This window comes from Anaerozeibacter quisquiliarum (assembly GCF_051162045.1).
Classification (GTDB): Bacteria; Bacillota; Clostridia; order Christensenellales; family Aristaeellaceae; genus Anaerozeibacter; species Anaerozeibacter quisquiliarum.
Window position 1 is genome coordinate 87,207 of record NZ_JBISDI010000007.1, and the last position, 20,364, is coordinate 107,570.

The following is a 20,364-nucleotide window of genomic DNA, read 5'->3' on the forward strand; positions in this document are numbered from 1 at the left end:
CTTCTCATTCCCCTCCGAGGAGGGGTTGAGCCCCGTTCGGTCGTCCGTCTGCAATCTACAATCTCTCGGGATACGTCTTAACCTCGGCCTCCGCCACCCACTTGGCGAGCGTCTCCTCGTAGTGGGCTTCCTTGGCGGCCGACAGCGCGATTTCTTCGATGGTGTCCTTCAATTGCTCCATCGGCACCGGGCCGGCCGGCACGTCGCGCAGGTAGCGCACGATGTGCACGCCCGACGAATCGGCGACCGGCTGCGAGATGTCGCCCGGCTTCTCGAGCGCCATCGCGGCCTGGATGACCGGCTCCTCCCACATTTCCGATTGCGCGGACAGGTAGACGCCCTCCGTTTTTCCCGGCTCCGCGGTCATGGCGTAGTCCTCGCCGTATTCCTCGATCAGCTGGTCGAAATCGGCCCCGGCGGCGATCTTTTGCATGATCTCGTCGACCTTCGGCTTCAGCGCCAAGGTGTACTCGGCCTTGAGCGCGTCGAGTTGGCGGGTCAGCTCCGCCTGCTGGGCCTTGAGCTCCGCTTCACTCAGCACCGGCGCGTCGCCTTCGCCCTCGAAGTCCTCGTCGGGCAGATCCGCCGGCTCGGGCTCGCCGACGATCGGCTCGGGGGTGGCTTCGGCGGCCGGTTCGGCCGTCGGTTCCGCGGCGCCGTCCGACTGCAGGTTGAGCTCGTCCCCGGTGTGCACGTGTCCGTCGCCCTCGAAGTGCTCGAGTTCCTCCTCCGGCGGCAGGTCGCCCTCCTCCTGGCCGCCCTCGAGCTGGTACTGGATATCGTCGATCTCCGCCATCAGGTCTCCGAGCTTCATCATTTGATCCTCGGTGAACGGCAGCAGGATCTGCTTGATGGCGCGGTAGCCCTCGGGAATCCAGGCCACCTTCTCGCCGCTGGCCACCGCGAACTCAAAGTCGTAGGGGCTGGCCGAGAAGGTCTCTTGGTTGGCGGCCACCATGTCGTCGTAGGCGGCCTTGATCTGCTCGGGCGTCGCGACCACGCCGCCCGTGACCTGCTCGTTGAGCTTCGACTGCCAGGCGCTCTCGATCGCGTACTCAATCTCGCCGTCCAGCGTGAAGTTCTGCTGGGCCAGGAAGTCGATCGCGGCCTGTCGCTTCTCCTCGTCGGTCTTGACGTCCTCAAAGTACGCCTTGTAGTAGCCGATCGCCTCTTCAAACGAGGCCGTGACCTCCCGCGTCAGCTCGGCCTTTTCCTCGTCGCTGAGCACGGTCAGCTTGAACTCGTCCGCCTTGGAGCGCTCAATGGCCTTCTCACACTCGATGTCGAGCAGATCCTGCTTGATCGACTTGATGGTCTCAGGGTCGGTGAGCTCGTCCCCGAAGCTCTGATAATACGCCACCACGTCGGCAAACCGTTCGTCGATCGTGGCCTTAAGCACCTGGCCGCCCTTGAATTCGGCGACCACCGCCTGTGGGTCGTTCGCATTCGCCGCCGTATTTGCCGGCTCCGCCGCCTTCTCCACCTTGACGACGCCGCAGCCGCTGAGCAGCAGCGCAAGCGCCAGCAAGAGCGCCAGCAACTTTCCCGTCTGTTTGTTCATGAAGTCCGTTCTCCTTCCTCGTGTGCATCCACCGATGTGGATGCATCGTAACCCAAACCCATGTCAGTTTGCGAGCGAATCTGTGTCGAAGCCATGTCGGATGTGCTCCACAATCGCTTCGATCACCCGTCGGCTCGCCTCGCCCGGCACGCCGAGCGGGCAATCGCCGTAGGTCCACAGCACGTGCGCCTCCCGGGCGGACAGGCCGCCGAGCAGCCGTCTGACGCCCGACGTCCCGCCCAGCGATGCCACCAGCAGAGTGGGCGCGACCACCGCGAACAGGTTGCGCTCGGCCAGCCGCGCAAGCGCCCTCGCGCCGCGCTGCGCGCCCCGCTCGGGCGCGACCAGCGTGAGCGTCTCCGCCGGGTATTGCTCGGCCAGCAGCAGCGCCACCGCCGCGCCCGCGCCCAGCCCCACCACCGCCGCGCCGCCGCAGCGCTCGGCCAGGCGCACGTAGGCGTCCCGCGCCGCGTCCAGCGGCGCGCCGCGCCGCGGTTCGTCAAGCTCGCACAGCTGTGCGTCCCAGCCCCGAAAGCGCAGCGCCTCCACCAGCGGCTCGAGCAGCCGCGCCTCGGCTTGTCCGCCGCCGACCGCCAAACAGCCGCAGCCGTTCGCCATACCGCCACCCCCATAGACGCAACGCGGACGTGGCGCGTTGCAAGTGGTATAGCTTATTGGAGTACGATCAGCGGTATGCCCGCGCGCACGCCCTTCTCGCGGAGCGCGGCGACCCGCTTCATGCCCTCGGCCCGGGCGATGGGCTTCAGCAGCACCGCCGTCATGCCGTCGACTTGAACCGAGCGGAGGGCGGGCGGCAGTCCCTCGGGCAGCGCGCCCTCGATGCGCACCGCCAGCGCGACCGGTTTTTCGTCCGGCGAAACGAACGCCGGCACGCTGTCAAAGCGCTCGATCGAGGCGGCCGTGCAGCCCGAGCGCACCGCCTCGATCACGTCGCCGATCACGGCGCTGGCGGTGGGCAGCTTGCCCGCGCCGCGCCCGTGGAACGTGACGTCGCCCACGCAGTCGCCGGTCACCGTCAGCGCGTTGAACACGCCCCGGACCGAAGCGAGCATATTGCCCTCCATGACGAGCGTGGGATGCACCCAGCCGGTCCAGCCCTCGCCCGCACGCTCCGCGTGGGCGATCAGCTTGACCGCGCCGTGCAGCGCCCGGGCGCAGACGAGGTCGCGCTCGGTCAGCCGCGCGATGCCCTCGGTGGGGATCAGCGCATCGTCCTTAAGCCGGCTGCCGAACACGGCGTTCGTCAGAATCGCGAGCTTGCGCCGCGCGTCGTAGCCCTCGACGTCGTCGGCGGGGTCGGCCTCGAGATAGCCGAGCGCCTTGGCCTCGCCGAGCGCCTCCGGGAAGCCCAGGCCGCTTAACTCCATGCGGGTGAGCAGGTAATTGGTGGAGCCGTTGACGATGCCCGACAGCTGCGAGACGCAGTTGCCCGCGAGACAGGTGTTCAGCGGGCGCAGCACCGGTACGCCGCCGCACACCGCGGCTTCGTACAGGTACCACGCGCCATGCTCGGCCGCGAGCCCCTTGAGCTCGTCGCCGTGCGCCGCCACGAGCGCCTTGTTCGAGGTGATAACGCTCACGCCCTTCTCGAGCGCGCGCCGGGTGCAGTCATAGGCCACCCCCGTGCCGCCGATCGTCTCGACCAGCACGCGCACGTCGCCGTCTTCCAGCACCCGCTCGAAGTCGGACGTCAGCGCCACGCCCTCGGGCACTTCCACCTTGCGCAGGTCCACCATGTACTTGAGCGCCACATCCCGACCGGCCGCGCGGGAAATCCCCCCGCGGTTCCTTGTCAACATCTGTGCAACGCCCGATCCTACCACCCCGCAGCCCGCAATCGCAACGCCTACCGCCCCTGCCATCACACCCGCACCCTCTCCACCGTAATTCTTTCGATTACCGCCTCGCATTTTGCCCGATCAGCCAGCCGCGTGCCCGCCTCGAGCACGCTGGCGGTGGCGCAGGCCGCGCCGCGCCGCAGCACCTCGTCCGTGGGCAGGCCCTCGGTGAGACCCGACACCATGCCGGCCACCATCGAGTCGCCCGCGCCCACGGTGGACAGCGCCTTGACCCTCAACCCCGGCGCAAAGTACGCCGATTTTTCGTCGGCCAGCAACGCCCCCTCCGCGCCCAGCGAAACCGCCACCCGCGCGATCCCCCGATCGGCGAGCGCGCGCGCCGCGCGCGCCACCTCCGCGACGCTGCCGAGCGAATGCCCTACCTCCATCTCAAGCTCCATCCGGTTGGGCTTGATTAGGTAGGGGCAGGCGGCGATGCCGGCCTTCAGCGCCTCGCCTTCGGCATCCAGCACACACCGGCAACGCGCGCCCTTAAGCGAGCGGATGATGCCCGCATAGTAGCTCTTGGGGCAGCCGGGCGGCAGCGAACCGGTCAGCACCAGATAGTCGCTGTCCGTAGACGCCTGCAGGATCAGCCCGGTCATCTCCTTAAGCTGCCCGTCGGTCACCTTTTCACCCGATTCGTTGATCTCGGTCACCACGCCCTGCGCCGCGTCCAGCAGCTTGAGGTTGGTGCGTATGCTGCCGGGGAGCCACAGACACTTGGATTCGACGCCGTGCCTGCGCAGCTTGTCCTCAAACAACCGCCCGTTATTCTTGCGCAGCAGCGCGACGCAGCGCGCCCTGAGACCCAATCCCGCCGCCACCACCGCCACGTTGACCGCCTTGCCGCCCGCGTCCGTGCGCGAACCCGCCACGCGGTTCATCGAGCCGTACTGAAACCGCTCGACCACGAGGCCCCTATCCACGCTCAGGTTGATGCCCACTGTGGTGACCATGCCGTCCCTCCGTCCTTCCGGGCGGATCATATCCGCCCTTACAACTTCGCTACGCGCCGCTTTGCCTGCCCGCGCTTGCGCCGGTCTCTCGAGCGCATCGATATGCCCAGCACCATGCCCATGCCGATCATGTTGGTCAGCAGGTTCGAGCCGCCGTAGCTGATGAAGGGCAGCGGAATGCCGGTGACCGGCAGCACGCCCACCACCATGCCCACGTTTTCGACGATGTGGAACAGCAGCATCGCCATGACGCCGATGATGACGTAGTTGCCGAATGCGTCGGCGGCCTGCGACGACAGCACGATCAGCCGCAGGATCAGCAGCGTGAACGCCAGCACGAGCACCCCCGCGCCCACGAACCCGAACGCCTCGCATACGATCGCAAAGATAAAGTCGGTGTAGTCGTCGGGGATATAGTTAAGCGAGGCGATGCTGCCCTCGGAGAACAGGCCCTTGCCGAACAGCCCGCCGGAGCCCACCGCGATGCGCGCGTTGGCCATTTGCATGCCCGCGCCCGCAGTGTCGTGGGTGGGGTCGAGGAACACCAAAATGCGGTTCAGCCGAAAGCTGTTCTCCGCCATGTTCATCATATACCAGACCGGCACCAGCATCAAAACCGCCAGCGCCAGCATGCCGATAATCAACTTGTAGCCGGTGCCGGACGCAAACAGCATGACGCCGAAGATCACGATGTACACCATCGCCGTGCCATAGTCGGGCTGCAGCACGATCAGGATCAGCGGCAGGCCCACATAGGCAAGCGTCGGCAGCAGCTCCCGCACGGTGGTGATGGGCTTCTGCCGCCCGGCGAACAGCTTCGCCAGCGATATGATGATGGCGAGCTTGCCGAACTCCGACGGCTGCATCGTACGGTTCATGTCGCTGCCCCAGCGGAACCAGCCGGCCATGCCGCCGCGCCCGCGTTCCATGAACAGCACCACCACGAGCATGAGGATGTTGCTCCAATATATCTTGTTGGCATGGCGCTCGAACAGCTCGTAGTCGAGAAACACCATGAGCCCCATGAAGACCAGCCCCGCGCCGATCCACATCAGCTGGAGCCGCGCGTAGTAGGTGGGCTGGGTGCGCAGCAGTTCCAGAAAGCTCAACCGGCCCACGTTGCCCGAGATCAGCGGCGTAGCCGTGGCGCAGAAGATGGCCAGCACCCCGAACAGCGCGATCGACAGCACCAGCAGGAACAGGCCCCAATCGAAATGATGCATCAGCGACGGGGTGAATTTGTTGCGCTCGATGAAACGCAGCGTGCGCTCATACTGACGGCGCATGGCCCCCGATGAAGCCGGGGACTTCGGCCTCTCAGCGGTTCTTTGCATGATTCCTCCTTGATTATTGATCCTTCAGCGCGAGGTATAGCCGCTGAAGCAGCGTCGGCCGCACAACCGGTTCGAGGGCGACCGCTTCGCCCAGCACCCTTCGCGCGATGAGATCCGCTGCCCGGCTTGCCGGCGGCAAGCCCGGATCGGCGTTCGTATGAACATCAAGCCTCCGCTTGAGGCGTGGCTCCTCGGGCACCAGCCCTATGATCGGCAGACGCAGCCGCTCCTCAAACGCGCGCGGGCCGACATCCGCATCCTCCATGTCGCGCGGCAGCATCCGGTTCAGGATCACGCCGTCCGCGCGCACGCCCCGGCGCTCGAGCAGCCCCACGACCCGCTCGGCGTCGCGCAGCGCGATCGGGTCGGGCGTGGCGACGATCAGCGCGCGATCCGCGCAGCCGGCGGCGTTGTGGAACCCGCGCCCCACGCCCGCCGGGCTGTCGATCAGGATCATGTCGAACCGGTCGCGCAGCTGAAGCACCACCAGCTCCATCCCCCGCGGCGTCAGCGCGTCGCCCCCGCGCGTCTGAGCGGCGCTCAGCAGCCACAGATCCTCCATTTGCGGGGACTTGACCAGCGCCTGCCTGACCCGGCACATGCCCTCGGCCACGTCGGCCAGGTCGTACACCACCTTGTGCTCGAGCCCCAGCATCATGTCCAGGCTCCTGAGGCCCATGTCCATGTCGATCAGCACCGTGCGCCGCCTTCGCGCGGCCAGCGCACGGCCGAGCGCGGCCGCCAGCGTGGACTTGCCCACGCCGCCCTTGCCCGATGTGATCAGGATCACTTCGCTCATCGTAACACTCCTACTTTGCAGGGCAATCGCCTGGGGGGAAAACCCCCGGGGGATTGCCGGGCCGGGGCCCTCCATGTCCAATCATTTCCGCCGGCTTTGCCGGTGCGGATGGATTCCGGCAAAGGGCGGGCTTGGCCGCCCCGGCCCGGAACCGGTTCGCAGCCGGACCCGCGTGACCTACTTGGCGATCGCGTTGGGCGCGGGCACCGTCAGCGAGTCGGTCTTTTTCTGATCCTCGATATAGTACTCGATGATCTCCCGGGCGGCCTTGCCCGCCCTCGCGCCGCCGAGGCCGTTCTGGATGTAGACGACCACCACGATCGTGGGCCGCTCGGCCTCATAATCGCCGTAGGCCACCAGCCACGCGTTGTTTTCGACGTCGATCTTACTGCGCTGCGCGGTGCCGGTCTTGGCCGCGATCTTGACATGGGAGCCCTTGAACACGGCCGCCGCGGTGCCGTCGTTTTCGGTCGAGGTCACGTCCTCCATGCCCTCCTGAATGGCGGCCAGGTAGGCGTCGGCGCCGCTGATGTAGTTGGCGACGACCGGCTGCTTTTCCAGTACCACCTTGCCGGTGGGCGATACGATCTTGTCGATGACCTGCGCGTCGTAGACCGTGCCGCCGTTGCAGACGGCCGCCACGTAGCGCGCGGCCGCGACCGGGGTGATCTGGGTGATCGACTGGCCGATCGCCTCCATGATGGTCTCGTTGGGCGTCCAGCGCAGGTCGTTGATGTAGGTGACAAATTCGGAAACCATCGTATGCCGGCGGATGTAGTCGGCGGGGAGGTTCATTTCCTCGAGCAGCACCTTCTGGATCTTGCGCAGCCAGGTGGACTTGTTGCCCTCGTCGCTCGCGACGTCCAGGATCATCTTGGTCGCCTTGTTCAGCCGGTCCTCGTCGTACTCGATGCCGCGATCCTCGCCCGCCGCGCGCAGCCGGTTCTTGATCGCCCGCGCGGCGAAGTAGGGCTTGCCGGTGTATTGCCCGTCGATCGGGCGGTCCGGGTCGTACAGCTTCGACTGGTCGCCCACGAAGCTGGTCGACTCGTTGGGCAGTTCGATGCCGGTGCGCGAGGTCAGCCCCAGCTTGGCGGCCCACTTGACGATGTTGTCCACGCCCAAGCGCAGCCCCACCGTGAAGAAGAAGTAGTTGCACGAGTTCTTGATGCCCTCGACCACCGTCTGGTCGGCGTGCTTGTAGCGGTTGGCCTTGCTGATCCAGCAGCTGGGTTGGTGCGACTTGTCGTCGGTCAAGGTGAACGGGCTTTTGTCGGTGATCTTTTCGTCGAGCGTCAGCTTGCCCTCGACCAGCGCGGCCAACGCGGTGACCATCTTGAAGCAGGAGCCGGGCGTGTCGCGCGCTGAGATGGCGCGGTTGTACAGCGGATTGTCGGGGTTCTTAACCAGCTCGTTCCAGTACTCGGGCGCTACTTGGCCGCCGGTGAATCGGCTAAGGTCGATCGTGGGGTGGCTGGCCATGGCCATGATGCGGCCGGAATCGGGGGCCATGACCACGATCGCGCCGCTGGTGGCGGTCTCCACTTTCTTGCCGATCGACTCGTAGCGCAGCAGTTCCTCCTGGTTGTCGCTGCGCCATCTGGAGTCGTTCATCATGTCCGCCTGGATCCTGTTGATGCCCTCGATCGCCTTGTAAAGCGCGGCCTCGGTCACCTGCTGCAGCCTTGAATCGATCGTCAGCACGATCGAGTTGCCGTCGATCGGGGCCTGATAGCTGATCTCGCGGATGATCTTGCCGCGGTTGTTGATCTCCACCACCCGCTGGCCCTTCCTGTACTCCATGTAGGGCGTGAGCTGATCCTCCATCGAATACTCGATGCCCGTTTGACCCATGGTGGCGTCGTTGCTGTAGCCCTTTTCTTTATAATTGGCGAGGGTTTCCTCACCCGAAATCTTCGAGATATAGCCCACCACATGGGCGGCGGTCTGCCCCTTCGGGTAGACGCGCACCGAGCTCTGCTTGATGCTCATGCCGATCAGCTCAAGCGAGCGGGTCTCAAGCTCGCTGACGGTGTCAAAGCCCACGTCCTTGGCGATCACGACCGGCATGGACAGGAAGTTGTACATGCGCGACAGCTGCCAGACCGACAGCACCTTGACCTTCATATCGTCGTCCAGGCTTGCCGGAATCTTGTAGTTTGCGCACAGGCGGTCGAACAGCTCCGCCTCCGACACGTTTTCGAGGTAGAAGTTCTGCCGCCACTGCTTTTCGCGCTTGGCGGCCACCGCCGGATTGTCGGTGCCGGTGTCGAAGCGCCATGTTCCGTCCTCGCCCTTCTTGAGCCAGAACTCGATCACGGTGCGTTTGCCGCTGCGCTCAATCAGCGCGATGGTGTCGATGATCGACTGGGTGTAGGCGGCGCGGTCGTCGTCTCCGGTTAACGAGGGATCGCGGTAGAACTGCACGTCGAACGCGGGCTTGTCGTAGGCCAACGGGATCATGTTGGCGTCGTAGATCGTGCCGCGCCTGCCGGTCAGCGTGATCGTGCGCGTGGTCTTCGTGCTGGCCGCCTGCTGATAGTCCTCATAGGCCAGAATTTGCAGGTCGTACATCTTGAGTGCGATGACCGAGAAGATCCCGATGATGATGAGCGCCAGCACCACGTAGCGCGCGCGTTTGGGTCGCATGGTAACACCTCCCTCGTGGCACCCCCCTCAGGTACCAGTCACGTTAAGATCGGTAAAGCCGCCCGGCCCTCCGGAACCGGATGCCCGCGTCAGCGGGCCGCGTAGCGCGACCAGCTGGGTTTGAGCATCCGATTATACAATAAGTAGAGGAATTGCGCAAGCAGCGTCTGCACCGCGATCCGCGCGAGCGCGCCGCGCAGCGCCGTCGTGCCGAGCACCTGCCCCGCGAGCAGCGCGTAGAGGGCGAGCACGCTCTCGTACAGCGCAAAGCATACGATCGGCGCGAACACCGCCGTCAGCAGGTAGCGCTGAAACCTTCGTCCGGCCAGGCCCGACAGGTAGCCGGTCGCGATCAGCAGCCCGGTCATCAGCCCAAGCGGGTAGGATGCGGTGATATCCATCAACAGCCCGCCGATCATGCCGTACAGCATGCCGTTGGTGCGCCCGAGCAGCAACCCCAGCACGCTCACCGTGGTCGGCAGCATGAGCGGCACCGCCCAGTGGTCGGTCAGCATCGGCACGACCGACGTATCGATGAGCAGCGCCAGCACCGTGAGCACCAGCGGCCAAATGCGCCTCATTTGATCCCCTCCCCTATCTTGCCCATCGATCCTCAGGCGACAGATCGCCCAGGTCCGCCTGGGGCGCGGGCGTAGGCGAGGGGGCGGGGGTCATCTGCGCGCCCTCGGGCGGCCGGGGCGTGGGATAGCTCCAGTAGGACGGCTGGTCCTCATCCTCGCCTTGCCGGACCTCTTCGGGCCGGGGTGTGGGCGTGGGCGCCTCAGTCGGCTGGGGCGTGGGCGTCATCAGCGGTTGAAGCGGCTGATCGTCACGCTCGACCGTCGTGCGCAGCACCATCACCTCTTCGATGTGCAGAAAATCGACCGCGGGCTGCACCACGATGTAGCGGTCGGCCAGGTCGCTCTGGCGCGACACCGACGCGACCGTACCCACCACCAGCCCCTTGGGCAGCAGCGAGCCCTCGCCGCCGGTCAGCACCACGTCGCCCGGTATGATGTCGTTGACCGAGGGCACGTAGTACATGTGGCACTCGGCCCGATCCGTGGAGGCGTCGGTCCGGCCCCAGATTTGGCCCTGGTCGCGGGTTCGCTCGACCATCGCGCCGATGCTCGAGCGCGGGTCGATCACCGACAGTACCTTGGCGTAGTTGAGCCCCACCTCGATCACCCGGCCGGCCAGCCCCGCGCCGGTGGCCACCGGCATGCCCACCGCGACGCCGTCGTTCGTGCCGCGGTTGATCGTGAAGGTCTCCATATAGGTGCCCGGGCCCTTGGCGATCACGCCGGCGAACAGCGGCTGCATGTCGTCCAGGCGCTCCTTGACGTCCAGCAGGTCGCGCAGCCGCCCGTTCTCGATCGCGTAGGCCTCGTACTTGGACAACTGCAGCTCGAGCAGCGCGCTTTTCTGGCGCTCGTAGGCCAGGTCGCTCTCCATCTGCGCGTAGCTGCGCGCGCCGTCGATCAGGCCACGCACGTAGCGGGTGGCGGAGGACACCGCGTTCTGGATCGGCGAGAGCACCGAGCCCACCGCGTTTTCTACCACGCTCAGCCGCTCGGCGTCGCGCACCACCAGGAAAAACGCGAGCGCGACGATCGCCAGCGTTACCAAAATCGCAAACATCACGCGCCCCCACGCGCCGCGCTTTTTCTGCGCGCCGCGCCGGAGGGCAGGCTCGGGTCTCTTGGGCTTCTTGCCAAACGCCATGCGGTTCTCTACTCCTTACAGTTCCTCGGCCGCGCCGGTCATGAGCAGCAGCTTCAGCAGCCGCTCGTCGGCGGCCAGCGTGCCGAGGCCCAGAATTACATCCTCGTGCGGGTGCTCGCCCACCGACACCGGCACAGCGGTCTCGGCCGCCAACCTCGGGGCCAACCCTTTAAGCAGCGCGCCGCCGCCCGACAGGCAGATGCCCGCGTCCAGGATGTCGGCGGCCAGCTCCGGCGGCACGCGCGACAGCGCGTCGCGCAGCGCGTCCACCAGCAACGCAATGCTGCCCTCGAGTCCCAGCGCAATGTCGCGCGGCGTGATCTCCACGGTAGTCGGCTGGCCGGTCTTGGCGTCGCGGCCCTTGAGCAGCACCTTCTCGCCCTCGTCCGGCGCTTCCATTTTGTCTTCTTCTTTGCCGTCCTTGTCGTCGGCCCCGTCCTGCGCGCCCTCGGCCTCTTCCTCGGGCAGCTCGGCCGAGCCGATGTCGCACTTGAGGTCCTCGGCCGTGGTCAGGCCGATGACGACGCCCTTCTCGCGCCGGATGTGGCGCGCGATGGCCTCGTCCATCGACAGAGTCCCCGTGCGCATCGAGCGTGCGGCCGCGATCGCGCCGCTCGCGATCACGGCAATCTCGGTCGTGCCGCCGCCCAGCACCACGATCATCAGAGCGCGCGTATCGTCCACCTTGAGCCCCGCGCCCAACGCCGCCGCGACCGGCGTCTTGACCAAGACCGCGCGCTTCGCGCCGGTCATGCGCACCGCCTGGATGAGCGCCGCCTTCTCCACCTTGGTCAGCCCCTGCGACATGCTGACCAGCAGCTGCGCCTTCTCCATCGGCTTCCTACGCCCGGTCGCCCGCTCGGCCAGCGACACCATGAGCAGCGCCGCCATGTCGGCGTCGGTGACCGCGCCGTCCATCACCGGCGACAGCCGCTCGAACCTGCCCTGGCCGCGCCCGCCCATCGCGTAGGCGTCGCCGCCCACCGCGTACACCTGCGCGGGGTCGTCGGCCATCACCAGCACACTCGTCGGCTCGCGCAGCACGATGCCCTGGTTCTCAAGGTAGATCGTGGTGTTGGCGCTGCCCAGGTCGATCGCGATGCCGTCCCCCGAAAAAAAGCTCACTGCGCCTTCGCCTCCCAATCGGCCATCATTTGTGCAAGCGCCTCGACCGGCAGCCCCATCACATTGCTGTACGAGCCCTCGATCGCCGACACGAACGCTCCCGCCCCGCCTTGGATGGCGTAGGCGCCCGCCTTGTCCATCGGCTCGCCGCCATCGACATAGGCGGCGATTTCCGCCTCGGTCAGCGCGCGGAACGTCACCCCGGTGCGCTCGACATGAACCGCCGTCCGCCCGGTCGCGGCGTCGAACAGGCACACCCCTGTGTATACGTCGTGCGCGCGCCCCGACAGCTTCCCGAGCATCTCGCGCGCTTCGCGTGCGTCCAGGGGCTTGCCGAGCGCGCGCCCATCGAGCGCCACCAGCGTGTCGGCCCCGAGCACCAAGGCGCTTGCGAGCCCCTCGGCGGCCGCGCGCGCCTTGCGCTCGGCCAGCACGCCGACGGCCCGCTCGGGCGGCTCGTCCGTGTGCTCGTCGGCTGACTGAACGCGCGTGATAAAGGGGATGCCCATCTGTTCAAGCAGCGCCCGCCGCCGGGGCGACGACGAGGCCAGCACAATCGTTTGACGCAAGCGCTTCCCTCCGGTCTCCATATAGGCGTTTAACATTATAGCACAGAAACCGCGATCTGCAAACCTCGCGCGCGCCCACTGCCCGCATTGCCATCAAAAGATAACCGGACCGCAAATCCCCCGCCACAACCGGCGATGCCCTGTCGCCATGCCGCCACCGGGAATCTCCAATCAATTTTAAATTATTTAAGCAATTCTAAGCGAAATCACTTAAAAACGCCCGCAGATTGCCGATGTAAATAGCGATATGGGTAAATTTTATAACAAACCCGACCGACGAAACCGCATTGCTTCGCGCGCCGCACAGCCGATACCATGGATAAACCGACACCATTGATAACTGGGAGGAATAGACAGCCATGTTCAGAAAAATGAAGTTAGGCGCGAAACTTGTCCTGGTCGTCTCGCTAATCATGAGTATCGTGATGGTAGCCGTGCTGGGGTATCAGACGCTCAGTAGCCGAACGCGCGATGTCTTGAGCGCGTACGACCAAGCTCGATCGCTGGGCAACGCGAATGCATCCCAGTTGAAGGCCCAGTTGGAGGAAGCGTTGAGCGCGACGCGGGCGATGGCGTCGACGCTGGGGACCTTTAAGGAGATACCGAACGCGCTTCGGCGCGAGATTCTGACCGCGGTGCTCAGGCGGGTCGCCCTGGACAACGACTACCTCACCAGTGCGTGGGCCTGTTTCGAGCCAAACGTGGTGGACGAGCGGGACTCCCAATTCACGAACAGCCCGGGCAGCGACAAGGGCGGCCGCTTCGTCCCCAAAATGGTTCGGGATGAATCGGGCAAGGTAACCCTCTCCACGCTGATCGGCTACGATGTGCCGGGCGAAGACGAATTCTACCGACGGGCGCTCGATTCGGGCAATGAAGTATTGCTCGAACCGGTCGAATACGATATGAACGGCAAGATGGTGCTGACGACCTCGTTCGTCGTTCCGATCCGGACCACGGCGGGCAAGATCGCGGGCGCGGCGGGTATCGACATTGCGCTCGACACAATCAATAAGACGGAACTGCAGCGCGCTGACTACAAGACGATCAACATCTGCGTGCTGTCCAACGCCGGCACCTTCGTCACGTATCCTGAAGCCGAGGGCGTGGGCACCCACCTGTCCATGTACGAGAGCGAAGCGGCGCTCGAGCCCATGCTGGAGGCCATTCGGACCGGCTCCGGCTACACGCTCGAGTCCGCGTCCACCTTGACCGGCGAACCCGTGCTCACGGTGTTCTCCCCCATCACCCTGGGCAAGACCGGCACGCCCTGGTCGGTCATGCTGTCCATCGCCATGGACGAGATATTGGCCAAATCCTTGCAGAACATCTGGATTGCGATCGCCGGGCTGGTGCTGGCGCTGGTGTCCGTCGTGCTGGCCGTCGCCGTCTCCGTCAAACGAATCGTCACCCTGCCCGTGCGGGCCGCCACAGAGAAGGCTCGGGAATTCGCCGCCGGCGACTTCTCAAGCTCGATATCCGAGACGTTCATGCGGCGCGGCGATGAAGTCGGCGATTTAACCAGGGCCAACGACACGCTGTTCCGTCAGATGAACAGCCTGCTGCAAAGCCTCAAGGGCGCGGCCAATCAGGTAGGCGCGGGCGCGCGGCAGATTTCGGATTCGAGCACGGCGCTCGCGCAGGGCGCAACCGAGCAGGCGAGCTCCGTCGAGGAACTGAGCGCCTCGATGGAGCAGATCGCCGCCCAGACCCAGGTCAACACAGAAAACGCCAAAAAGGCCAACGAGCTGTCCGAGCAGGCCAAGCGCGACGCCGAGCAGGGCAACGAGCAGATGAAGCGGCTGCTGGGCGCGATGGACGACATCAACCATTCGTCGGGCAACATCTCGGGCATCATCAAGGTGATCGACGACATCGCGTTCCAGACGAACATCCTGGCGCTGAACGCCGCGGTCGAAGCCGCGCGCGCGGGCGAGCACGGCAAGGGCTTTGCCGTGGTGGCCGGCGAGGTGCGCAGCTTGGCCGCCAAGTCGGCGGAGGCCGCCAAGGAAACGGCCAGCCTGATCGAGGAATCGATCGCGAAGGTCACCGGCGGCAGCAAGATCGCGAGCGAGACGGCGGAGGCGCTGCGCGCGATCGTTACGGAAGTGGACAACGCCACGCGGCTGATGAACGGCATCTACACGGCGTCGGTCGAGCAGGCGAGCGGCATCGCGCAGGTCAACCAGAACATCATGCAGGTGTCGCAGGTGGTGCAGTCCAACTCCGCCACCGCCGAGGAATCCGCCGCCGCCAGCGAGGAACTCAACGGCCAGGCCGACCTGCTGATCCGGCAGGCCAACCAGTTCAAGCTCAGGGACGCCCAGGTAGACGCTGATTATAGCGTGCGTGCGGCGGTGATCTGAGTTCTCGTCAGACCGCGCTTGCAAAAGCCTCGGCGTAGCGGCGCTACGCCGAGGCTTTCAGTTTTGCTCCCGCGGAAAAGGCGCCGCCCGACGGATGCGGGCATGGTTCCGGTTGTTATGAAACGCAGAACTGGCCAGGCGCCGCGCATTTCACGCTTTTCGTTACATTTTGAGTGGGGTTCGGCTTGACAGTGCATTATATTGCGCATATAATTGGATTATCGTTCCAAATATATTAAGAATCGGATGGAGGTTTTGCGATGAAGAGGTTCCTTACGCTCGTGTTCACGTTGCTCTTGGTGCTCTCCTTCTTTGCGGTGCCGGGCGCGTCGGCTGCACAACCGATCGAGCTGGACATGTACTTCCCCGTCTCGGTCGGCGGCGGACCCGACCAATTGATCTCGGCGCTGTGCCGCCAGTTTCACGAGGAGAACCCCGACATTATCGTCAACCCGGTGTACGCCGGCACCTACGCCGAGACGCGCACCAAGGTGCAGGCCGCGCTTAAGTCGGGCAACACGCCCGCGATTGCGCTGATGTTCTCGATCGATCTGTTCTCCCTTTTGTCGATGGACGCGCTCTACGACTACGACCAGTTCTGCGCGACCGAAGCCGACCAGGCCTGGCTGAACGGGTTCTACGACGGGTTCATGGAAAACAGCCGCACGGGCGGCAAAACCTACGGCATCCCGTGGCAGCGTTCGACGATCATCCTGTACTATAACAAGGACGCGTTCCGCGAGGTGGGGCTTGACCCCGAAACGCCGCCCGCCACCTGGCAGGAGCTCGAGGACTACGCCTCGAAGCTGACCAAGGTGGACAACGGCGCCACCACCCGTTACGGCATCCAGATTCCTTCGGACAAGGCGGGCTACGCCTACTGGATGCTGCAGACCTTTTGCACCCAGCAAAACGGTTTTAACCTGATGAATGACGCCGGGACCGAGGTGTACTTTAACGATCCGCGCACCATCAAGGGGCTGACGTTCTGGAAGGGCTTGTCCGACAAGGGTTACCAGGTGCCGGGCACGGCGGCCTGGTCGACCACGGTAACCGACTTCCTCGAGCAGCGCGCGGCGATGGTGTACCACACCACCGGCAACCTGACCAATGTGCGCAAGAACGCCTTGTTCGAGTTCGGTACGGCGATGCTGCCGGCGGATGAATCGCGCGGCTCGCCCACCGGCGGCGGCAACTTCTACCTGTTCAAGGGCGTGCCCGAGGAGCAGACGCGCGCGGCGTTCCGCTTTATCCAGTGGATGACGAACGACCCCGACCGGGTGGCGCAGTGGTCGATGGACACCGGCTACGTGGCGACCCGCCCGGCCGCCTACGAGACCGATCGGCTCAAGGCCTACGCCGCCGAGTTCCCGCACGCGCTGACCGCGCGCGACCAACTGCCCTACGCCCACGCCGAATTCTCGGTATACGATCAGGGCATGGTGCAGGACGCGCTCGACACCGCCATCGAAGCGGTCATGACCGGCGCGGCCTCCCCGGAGGAGGCCATGGGCCAGGCGCAGCAGATCGCCGACGGCGTACTGGCCGCCTACAAATAGTACAAACGAAGCATCATGAGGGCTGTAGCCAGGCGCGCTACAGCCCCATTGACTGGAGGTGGCTTTATGGCGCAAAGCCTTGCCCCCGCCGGCCGCGCCCGGCACGCGCACCTCTCGCCCTACGCGCGCAAAAAGTGGCGCACCAGCGTCCTCGCGTGGGGCCTGTTGCTGCCATCGTTCCTCTTCTTGGGCACGTTCACGCTATACCCGATCGTGTCGAGCGCCGTCGCCAGCTTCTACCGCGACAATCTGTCTACGATTAAGCCGGTGTACGTGGGGCTCAAGCAATACGCGCAACTGTCCGGCGACCCGATCTTCATGAAGTCGTTTTACAACAACCTGCTGGTGGCGGCGGTGACCATCCCGGCCAGCATCGGTCTGGCGGTGGCCATGGCCATCTTCGCGCACAAGGTGCGCTTCGGCAAGGGCTTCGTGCGGGTGGCCTTCTTTTATCCGACGCTGCTGCCGATGGTGGCGGTGGCCAACATCTGGCTGTTCATCTACACGCCCGGCTATGGGCTGCTGGGCTACATCAACCCTTCCTGGCGGCTGCTCAGCAACCCCGACAGCGCGATCTGGGCGCTGATCGCCATGCTGATCTGGAAACAGGCCGGTTACGTCATGATCTTCTATATTTCAGGCCTTCAGAACATCAACGAGGAACTGTACGACGCCGCCGAGATCGACGGTGCGCGTCCCCTCGGCATCTTCCGGCACATCACATGGCCGCTCTTGCGCCCCACGACGCTGTACGTGAGCATCATCGCGCTGACCAACGCCTACAAGCTGGTCGACCATCTCTACATCATGACCAAGGGCGGGCCCAACAACTCCACCAACATGCTGCTGTTCTACATCTTCCAGGTGGGGTTTGACTTCTGGGATGTGGGGCGCGCCTCGGCGATGACGGTGGTGCTGGTGGGACTCTTGCTGCTGGTATCCGCCGTCCAGTTCTTTACCCAGGACAAACGTACATTCTACAGTTAGGGGGAAGCGCGGATGGCACAGTATTCGGCTACGCAAAGGCGGCTGGGGATCGGCCGGGCCGTTCACTACGGCTTGATGTATCTATTCGCGCTGGTATGCGCGATTCCGCTGATCTGGATGGTGCGCACGGCGTGGATTCCCTCGAGCCAGGCGCTGGATCTGTCCTCGGTCGCCTGGCCGACGGCGGAGAACTTTCTCAGGGTGTGGAAAGCCGCTGCGTTCTCCATCTACTATTGGAACACGCTGCTCATGGTGTTCGGAGTGCTGGCGGCGCAGTTTGTGCTGATTACGCTGGCGGGTTACGCGTTCGCGCGGCTCGATTTTTACGGCAAGAACGTGCTGTTCATCTTGATGCTGACCCAACTGATGATTACGCCCGACGTGCTGATGATCCCCAACTACCAAATGATGGGACGGATGGGCCTCATCAACACGCGCATCGGCGTGATGCTGCCTTTCTTCGCCTCGGCGATGGGCACCTTCCTGATGCGCCAGACCATCAAGACCATCCCCTACGAGCTCGAAGAAGCGGCGCGCGTGGACGGCTGCCCGTTCTGGCAATTGCTGATCGACATCTACGTGCCGCTGCTGACGCCATGCTACATTGCGTTCGGGCTGATCTCGGCCTCGTACCAGTGGAACAATTTCCTGTGGCCGCTGGTGATGATCGACTCGGTCGCCAAGCGCCCGCTGACGGTGGGGCTGGCGATCTTCGCCATGTCCTACGAGACCGGCGCGCAATGGAGCGACGTGTGCGCGGCCACCTTCTTGGTGGTAGCCCCGCTGCTCATCCTGTTCTTCTTTTTCCAAAAGCAATTCATCGAGTCGTTCGTATACTCAGGGATTAAGTGAATCACATAAAAGGCCCCCGTCCGCGGATGCGGACGGGGGCCTTCTTTTCGATGCGTTAGTTCTTCGGCAGGAACTCCGGCATCTCACCGCTGGCCACGTAGGTGCCGGCGATGAAGCCCATCGCGCAGGCATCGGCGTCGGCGTTGGAGCCGAGACGATTGGTGCCGTGCACGCCGCCGGTCACCTCGCCCGCCGCGTACAGGCCGGGGATGACCTGGCCGTAGATGTCCTTGACCTCGGCCTCGGTGTTAATCACCAGGCCGCCCATCGTGTGGTGCACCGACGGGAACTGCGGGATGGCGTAGAACGGACCGTTCTCGATCTTCACCATGGTGTCGGCCATCACCTTATGGAAATCCTCGTCCACCTTGCTGTCGATGAAGCCGTTGTGGCGCGCGATCGAGTTCTCGAGGTTTTCCGCGGTCACCTGCGGGAACTTGCCCTTGATGGCGCAGGCGTTCATCTTCTCGGCCAGCTCAGCCAGTGTGTCAGCCTTGAGCACACGGCCCGACTCGACGCCCTCGACGATCTCCTCGGGCTTGGCAAACTTGGTCAGCAACTCTTCATTCGCGATGGAATAGGTCGAGATAAAGCCCGAATTCGAGGCGGCGTTGGCGCACACGTCGCGGCGCTCGCCCTCGCTCACGTAGCGGTTGCCCTGGTAGTCGACGTACACGATGCCGAAGCTCGGGCCGGTGAACGGCCACACCGCGTACTTGTCGAGCACGCCGCTCTCGGGATCGGCGAACGGATAGCGCTGGATGTTGGACATCTGCATGGTGTTGGCGCCGATCGCCTGAGCCAGGTAGATGCCCTCGCCGGTAGAGGCGGCGGGGATGTTGGTGGTCGGGAGATCGGCGGTCAGGAAGGGCACCTGGGTGCTGCGCATCTCGATGTTCGAGCTGAAGCCGCCGGTGCACAGGATGACGCCCTTCTTGGCTTCGATGGTCTTGTAGCCGTCTTCGGTCGCCACGCGAATGCCCACCACGCGGTTGGCCTCGTCGCGCGTGCGGTAGATCTCAACCATCTTGGTCTCGAGCCGCACATCGACGCCGGCTTCTTTGACCATCTTGTACTGCAATCCGGTGATGTCCGCGCCAACCTGGTTCTCGGTCACGTAGGTGCGGTAGCCGTAGTGTCCGCCGGGCCTGGCCAGGATGTCGCGGATCACGAGGCCGTTGTCCAGCAGCAGGTTAAACACATAGGGGGAGCCGTAGACCATGTTCTTCACCAGCGCCGGATCCGACATGAAGTCGCCGCCCTTGAGCGTGTCCTCAATGTGCTTCTCAGCGGTGTCGGGCTCGAGGTTGAACTTCTTCTGCAGATCGGCCGCCACCTTGGAGGTGTAGGCCGCGTACTGGCCGCCGTTGATGGCCGAGTTGCCGCCGGTCACGGACAGCTTCTCGATCAAAAGCGTGTCGGCGCCCGCCTGCTTGGCGGCGTAGGAGGCCATGAGTCCGGCAAAGCCCGAACCCACCACCACCACGTCGTGGCTCTCGTCCCAAGTCGCGGGCACTTCAAACGAGCCCATAACCGGGAAGTAGGATGTCGCTTCGGCGGCTTCCGGCGCCTTCGAATAGGCCGCCAGATCCGCGCCGGCCTCGGTCAGCGCCAGCGTCACCGCCTCGATGATGCCCTTCGACGTCATCGTCGCGCCCGCCAGCGTGTCCACCGCCACGCTCTGCGCAGCGACGATTGCGGCCGGAATCTTCTCAAGCGCGGGAAGGCCCGTATCGGTTTCGTTGTGAGCGGTAACCTTCACGTCCTCGATCGCCGAGTCGCTCAGCTTCACCTCGACGGTCAGCCCATCGAACATGCCCTTGACCGTCTGGGTGTATGTACCCGCGGTCTGGGCCATCGCCACGCCGGGCATGGCAAAGCACAACACCAACAACAACAACCAGAGTTTCTTCATCCTCGTTACCTCCTCTGCATTGGTCCCTCGATAATTATATATCAATCCGGCACGAATGTCCAGTATGAACCAATCATTTATAGTTGATTTATTTCTGCCTTTATT

16 protein-coding genes are annotated in these 20,364 nt (G+C 64.5%); 4 read left to right on the forward strand and 12 right to left on the reverse strand.

All coding sequences use genetic code 11. The features are described from left to right. Window positions 1-55: 55 nt before the first annotated feature. The 11 genes from ACH6CV_RS04610 to ACH6CV_RS04660 form a co-directional block, all read right to left on the reverse strand. The gene (locus ACH6CV_RS04610) at window positions 56-1,561 is read right to left on the reverse strand and encodes a peptidylprolyl isomerase (protein ID WP_456356992.1); all 1,506 of its coding nucleotides are present in this window, start codon (window positions 1,559-1,561) and stop codon (window positions 56-58) included. A gap of 63 nt (window positions 1,562-1,624) precedes the next feature. Further along, window positions 1,625-2,179: a hypothetical protein gene (locus ACH6CV_RS04615; RefSeq protein WP_456356993.1), complete on the reverse strand. Its 555-nt coding sequence runs from the start codon at window positions 2,177-2,179 to the stop codon at window positions 1,625-1,627. A gap of 53 nt (window positions 2,180-2,232) precedes the next feature. Next, entirely contained in the window at window positions 2,233-3,492 is a 1,260-nt protein-coding gene (locus ACH6CV_RS04620) for a homoserine dehydrogenase (RefSeq protein WP_456356994.1), read from the reverse strand. Further along, window positions 3,444-4,379, reverse strand: a complete 936-nt coding sequence (locus ACH6CV_RS04625; protein ID WP_456356995.1) for a 1-phosphofructokinase family hexose kinase — start codon at window positions 4,377-4,379, stop codon at window positions 3,444-3,446. Before ACH6CV_RS04625 ends, ACH6CV_RS04620 begins: the two co-directional genes overlap by 49 nt. Window positions 4,380-4,417: 38 nt before the next feature. Next, on the reverse strand, window positions 4,418-5,713 hold the full coding sequence (locus tag ACH6CV_RS04630) for an FtsW/RodA/SpoVE family cell cycle protein (RefSeq protein ID WP_456356996.1): 1,296 nt from the start codon (window positions 5,711-5,713) through the stop codon (window positions 4,418-4,420). A gap of 13 nt (window positions 5,714-5,726) precedes the next feature. Beyond that, on the reverse strand, window positions 5,727-6,512 hold the full coding sequence (gene minD, locus ACH6CV_RS04635; RefSeq protein ID WP_456356997.1) for a septum site-determining protein MinD: 786 nt from the start codon (window positions 6,510-6,512) through the stop codon (window positions 5,727-5,729). Window positions 6,513-6,689: 177 nt separating this feature from the next. Continuing rightward, a complete protein-coding gene (locus ACH6CV_RS04640; protein WP_456356998.1) occupies window positions 6,690-9,161 on the reverse strand; it encodes a penicillin-binding transpeptidase domain-containing protein in 2,472 nt (823 codons plus the stop codon). Between the two features lie 89 nt (window positions 9,162-9,250). After that, entirely contained in the window at window positions 9,251-9,742 is a 492-nt protein-coding gene (locus tag ACH6CV_RS04645) for a hypothetical protein (RefSeq protein WP_456356999.1), read from the reverse strand. A gap of 13 nt (window positions 9,743-9,755) precedes the next feature. Beyond that, window positions 9,756-10,886 (reverse strand): rod shape-determining protein MreC, encoded by a 1,131-nt coding sequence (gene mreC / locus ACH6CV_RS04650; RefSeq protein WP_456357000.1) that lies wholly within the window; start codon window positions 10,884-10,886, stop codon window positions 9,756-9,758. Between the two features lie 15 nt (window positions 10,887-10,901). Then, entirely contained in the window at window positions 10,902-12,011 is a 1,110-nt protein-coding gene (locus ACH6CV_RS04655) for a rod shape-determining protein (RefSeq protein WP_456357001.1), read from the reverse strand. After that, the gene (locus ACH6CV_RS04660) at window positions 12,008-12,580 is read right to left on the reverse strand and encodes a Maf family protein (RefSeq protein ID WP_456357002.1); all 573 of its coding nucleotides are present in this window, start codon (window positions 12,578-12,580) and stop codon (window positions 12,008-12,010) included. The genes ACH6CV_RS04655 and ACH6CV_RS04660 overlap by 4 nt, the downstream gene beginning before the upstream one ends. Window positions 12,581-12,939: 359 nt before the next feature. Here ACH6CV_RS04660 and ACH6CV_RS04665 point away from each other — a divergent pair, with 359 nt between their 5' ends. From ACH6CV_RS04665 to ACH6CV_RS04680, 4 genes are all read left to right on the forward strand, one after another. Then, window positions 12,940-14,946 carry a methyl-accepting chemotaxis protein gene (locus ACH6CV_RS04665; RefSeq protein WP_456357003.1) on the forward strand — a complete coding sequence of 669 codons (2,007 nt, stop codon included), beginning with the start codon at window positions 12,940-12,942 and terminating at the stop codon, window positions 14,944-14,946. 260 nt (window positions 14,947-15,206) lie between these two features. Further along, window positions 15,207-16,505 (forward strand): ABC transporter substrate-binding protein, encoded by a 1,299-nt coding sequence (locus tag ACH6CV_RS04670; protein ID WP_456357004.1) that lies wholly within the window; start codon window positions 15,207-15,209, stop codon window positions 16,503-16,505. A 66-nt stretch (window positions 16,506-16,571) separates the two neighbouring features. Next, window positions 16,572-17,492, forward strand: a complete 921-nt coding sequence (locus tag ACH6CV_RS04675; RefSeq protein ID WP_456357005.1) for a carbohydrate ABC transporter permease — start codon at window positions 16,572-16,574, stop codon at window positions 17,490-17,492. A 12-nt stretch (window positions 17,493-17,504) separates the two neighbouring features. After that, on the forward strand, window positions 17,505-18,344 hold the full coding sequence (locus tag ACH6CV_RS04680; protein ID WP_456357006.1) for a carbohydrate ABC transporter permease: 840 nt from the start codon (window positions 17,505-17,507) through the stop codon (window positions 18,342-18,344). A gap of 55 nt (window positions 18,345-18,399) precedes the next feature. Here the strand turns inward: ACH6CV_RS04680 and ACH6CV_RS04685 are convergent, their stop codons facing one another. Continuing rightward, the gene (locus ACH6CV_RS04685) at window positions 18,400-20,259 is read right to left on the reverse strand and encodes a flavocytochrome c (protein WP_456357007.1); all 1,860 of its coding nucleotides are present in this window, start codon (window positions 20,257-20,259) and stop codon (window positions 18,400-18,402) included. Between the last annotated feature and the right edge of the window lie 105 nt (window positions 20,260-20,364).

Excerpts from the sequence above, each read along its gene's own strand:
- ACH6CV_RS04610 (WP_456356992.1), bottom strand. The coding sequence starts at position 1,561 with ATGAACAAACAGACGGGAAAGTTGCTGGCGCTCTTGCTGGCGCTTGCG.
- ACH6CV_RS04615 (WP_456356993.1), bottom strand. The coding sequence starts at position 2,179 with ATGGCGAACGGCTGCGGCTGTTTGGCGGTCGGCGGCGGACAAGCCGAG.
- ACH6CV_RS04620 (WP_456356994.1), bottom strand. The coding sequence starts at position 3,492 with ATGCGAGGCGGTAATCGAAAGAATTACGGTGGAGAGGGTGCGGGTGTG.
- ACH6CV_RS04625 (WP_456356995.1), bottom strand. The coding sequence starts at position 4,379 with ATGGTCACCACAGTGGGCATCAACCTGAGCGTGGATAGGGGCCTCGTG.
- ACH6CV_RS04630 (WP_456356996.1), bottom strand. The coding sequence starts at position 5,713 with ATGCAAAGAACCGCTGAGAGGCCGAAGTCCCCGGCTTCATCGGGGGCC.
- minD (WP_456356997.1), bottom strand. The coding sequence starts at position 6,512 with ATGAGCGAAGTGATCCTGATCACATCGGGCAAGGGCGGCGTGGGCAAG.
- ACH6CV_RS04640 (WP_456356998.1), bottom strand. The coding sequence starts at position 9,161 with ATGCGACCCAAACGCGCGCGCTACGTGGTGCTGGCGCTCATCATCATC.
- ACH6CV_RS04645 (WP_456356999.1), bottom strand. The coding sequence starts at position 9,742 with ATGAGGCGCATTTGGCCGCTGGTGCTCACGGTGCTGGCGCTGCTCATC.
- mreC (WP_456357000.1), bottom strand. The coding sequence starts at position 10,886 with ATGGCGTTTGGCAAGAAGCCCAAGAGACCCGAGCCTGCCCTCCGGCGC.
- ACH6CV_RS04665 (WP_456357003.1), top strand. The coding sequence starts at position 12,940 with ATGTTCAGAAAAATGAAGTTAGGCGCGAAACTTGTCCTGGTCGTCTCG.
- ACH6CV_RS04670 (WP_456357004.1), top strand. The coding sequence starts at position 15,207 with ATGAAGAGGTTCCTTACGCTCGTGTTCACGTTGCTCTTGGTGCTCTCC.
- ACH6CV_RS04675 (WP_456357005.1), top strand. The coding sequence starts at position 16,572 with ATGGCGCAAAGCCTTGCCCCCGCCGGCCGCGCCCGGCACGCGCACCTC.
- ACH6CV_RS04680 (WP_456357006.1), top strand. The coding sequence starts at position 17,505 with ATGGCACAGTATTCGGCTACGCAAAGGCGGCTGGGGATCGGCCGGGCC.
- ACH6CV_RS04685 (WP_456357007.1), bottom strand. The coding sequence starts at position 20,259 with ATGAAGAAACTCTGGTTGTTGTTGTTGGTGTTGTGCTTTGCCATGCCC.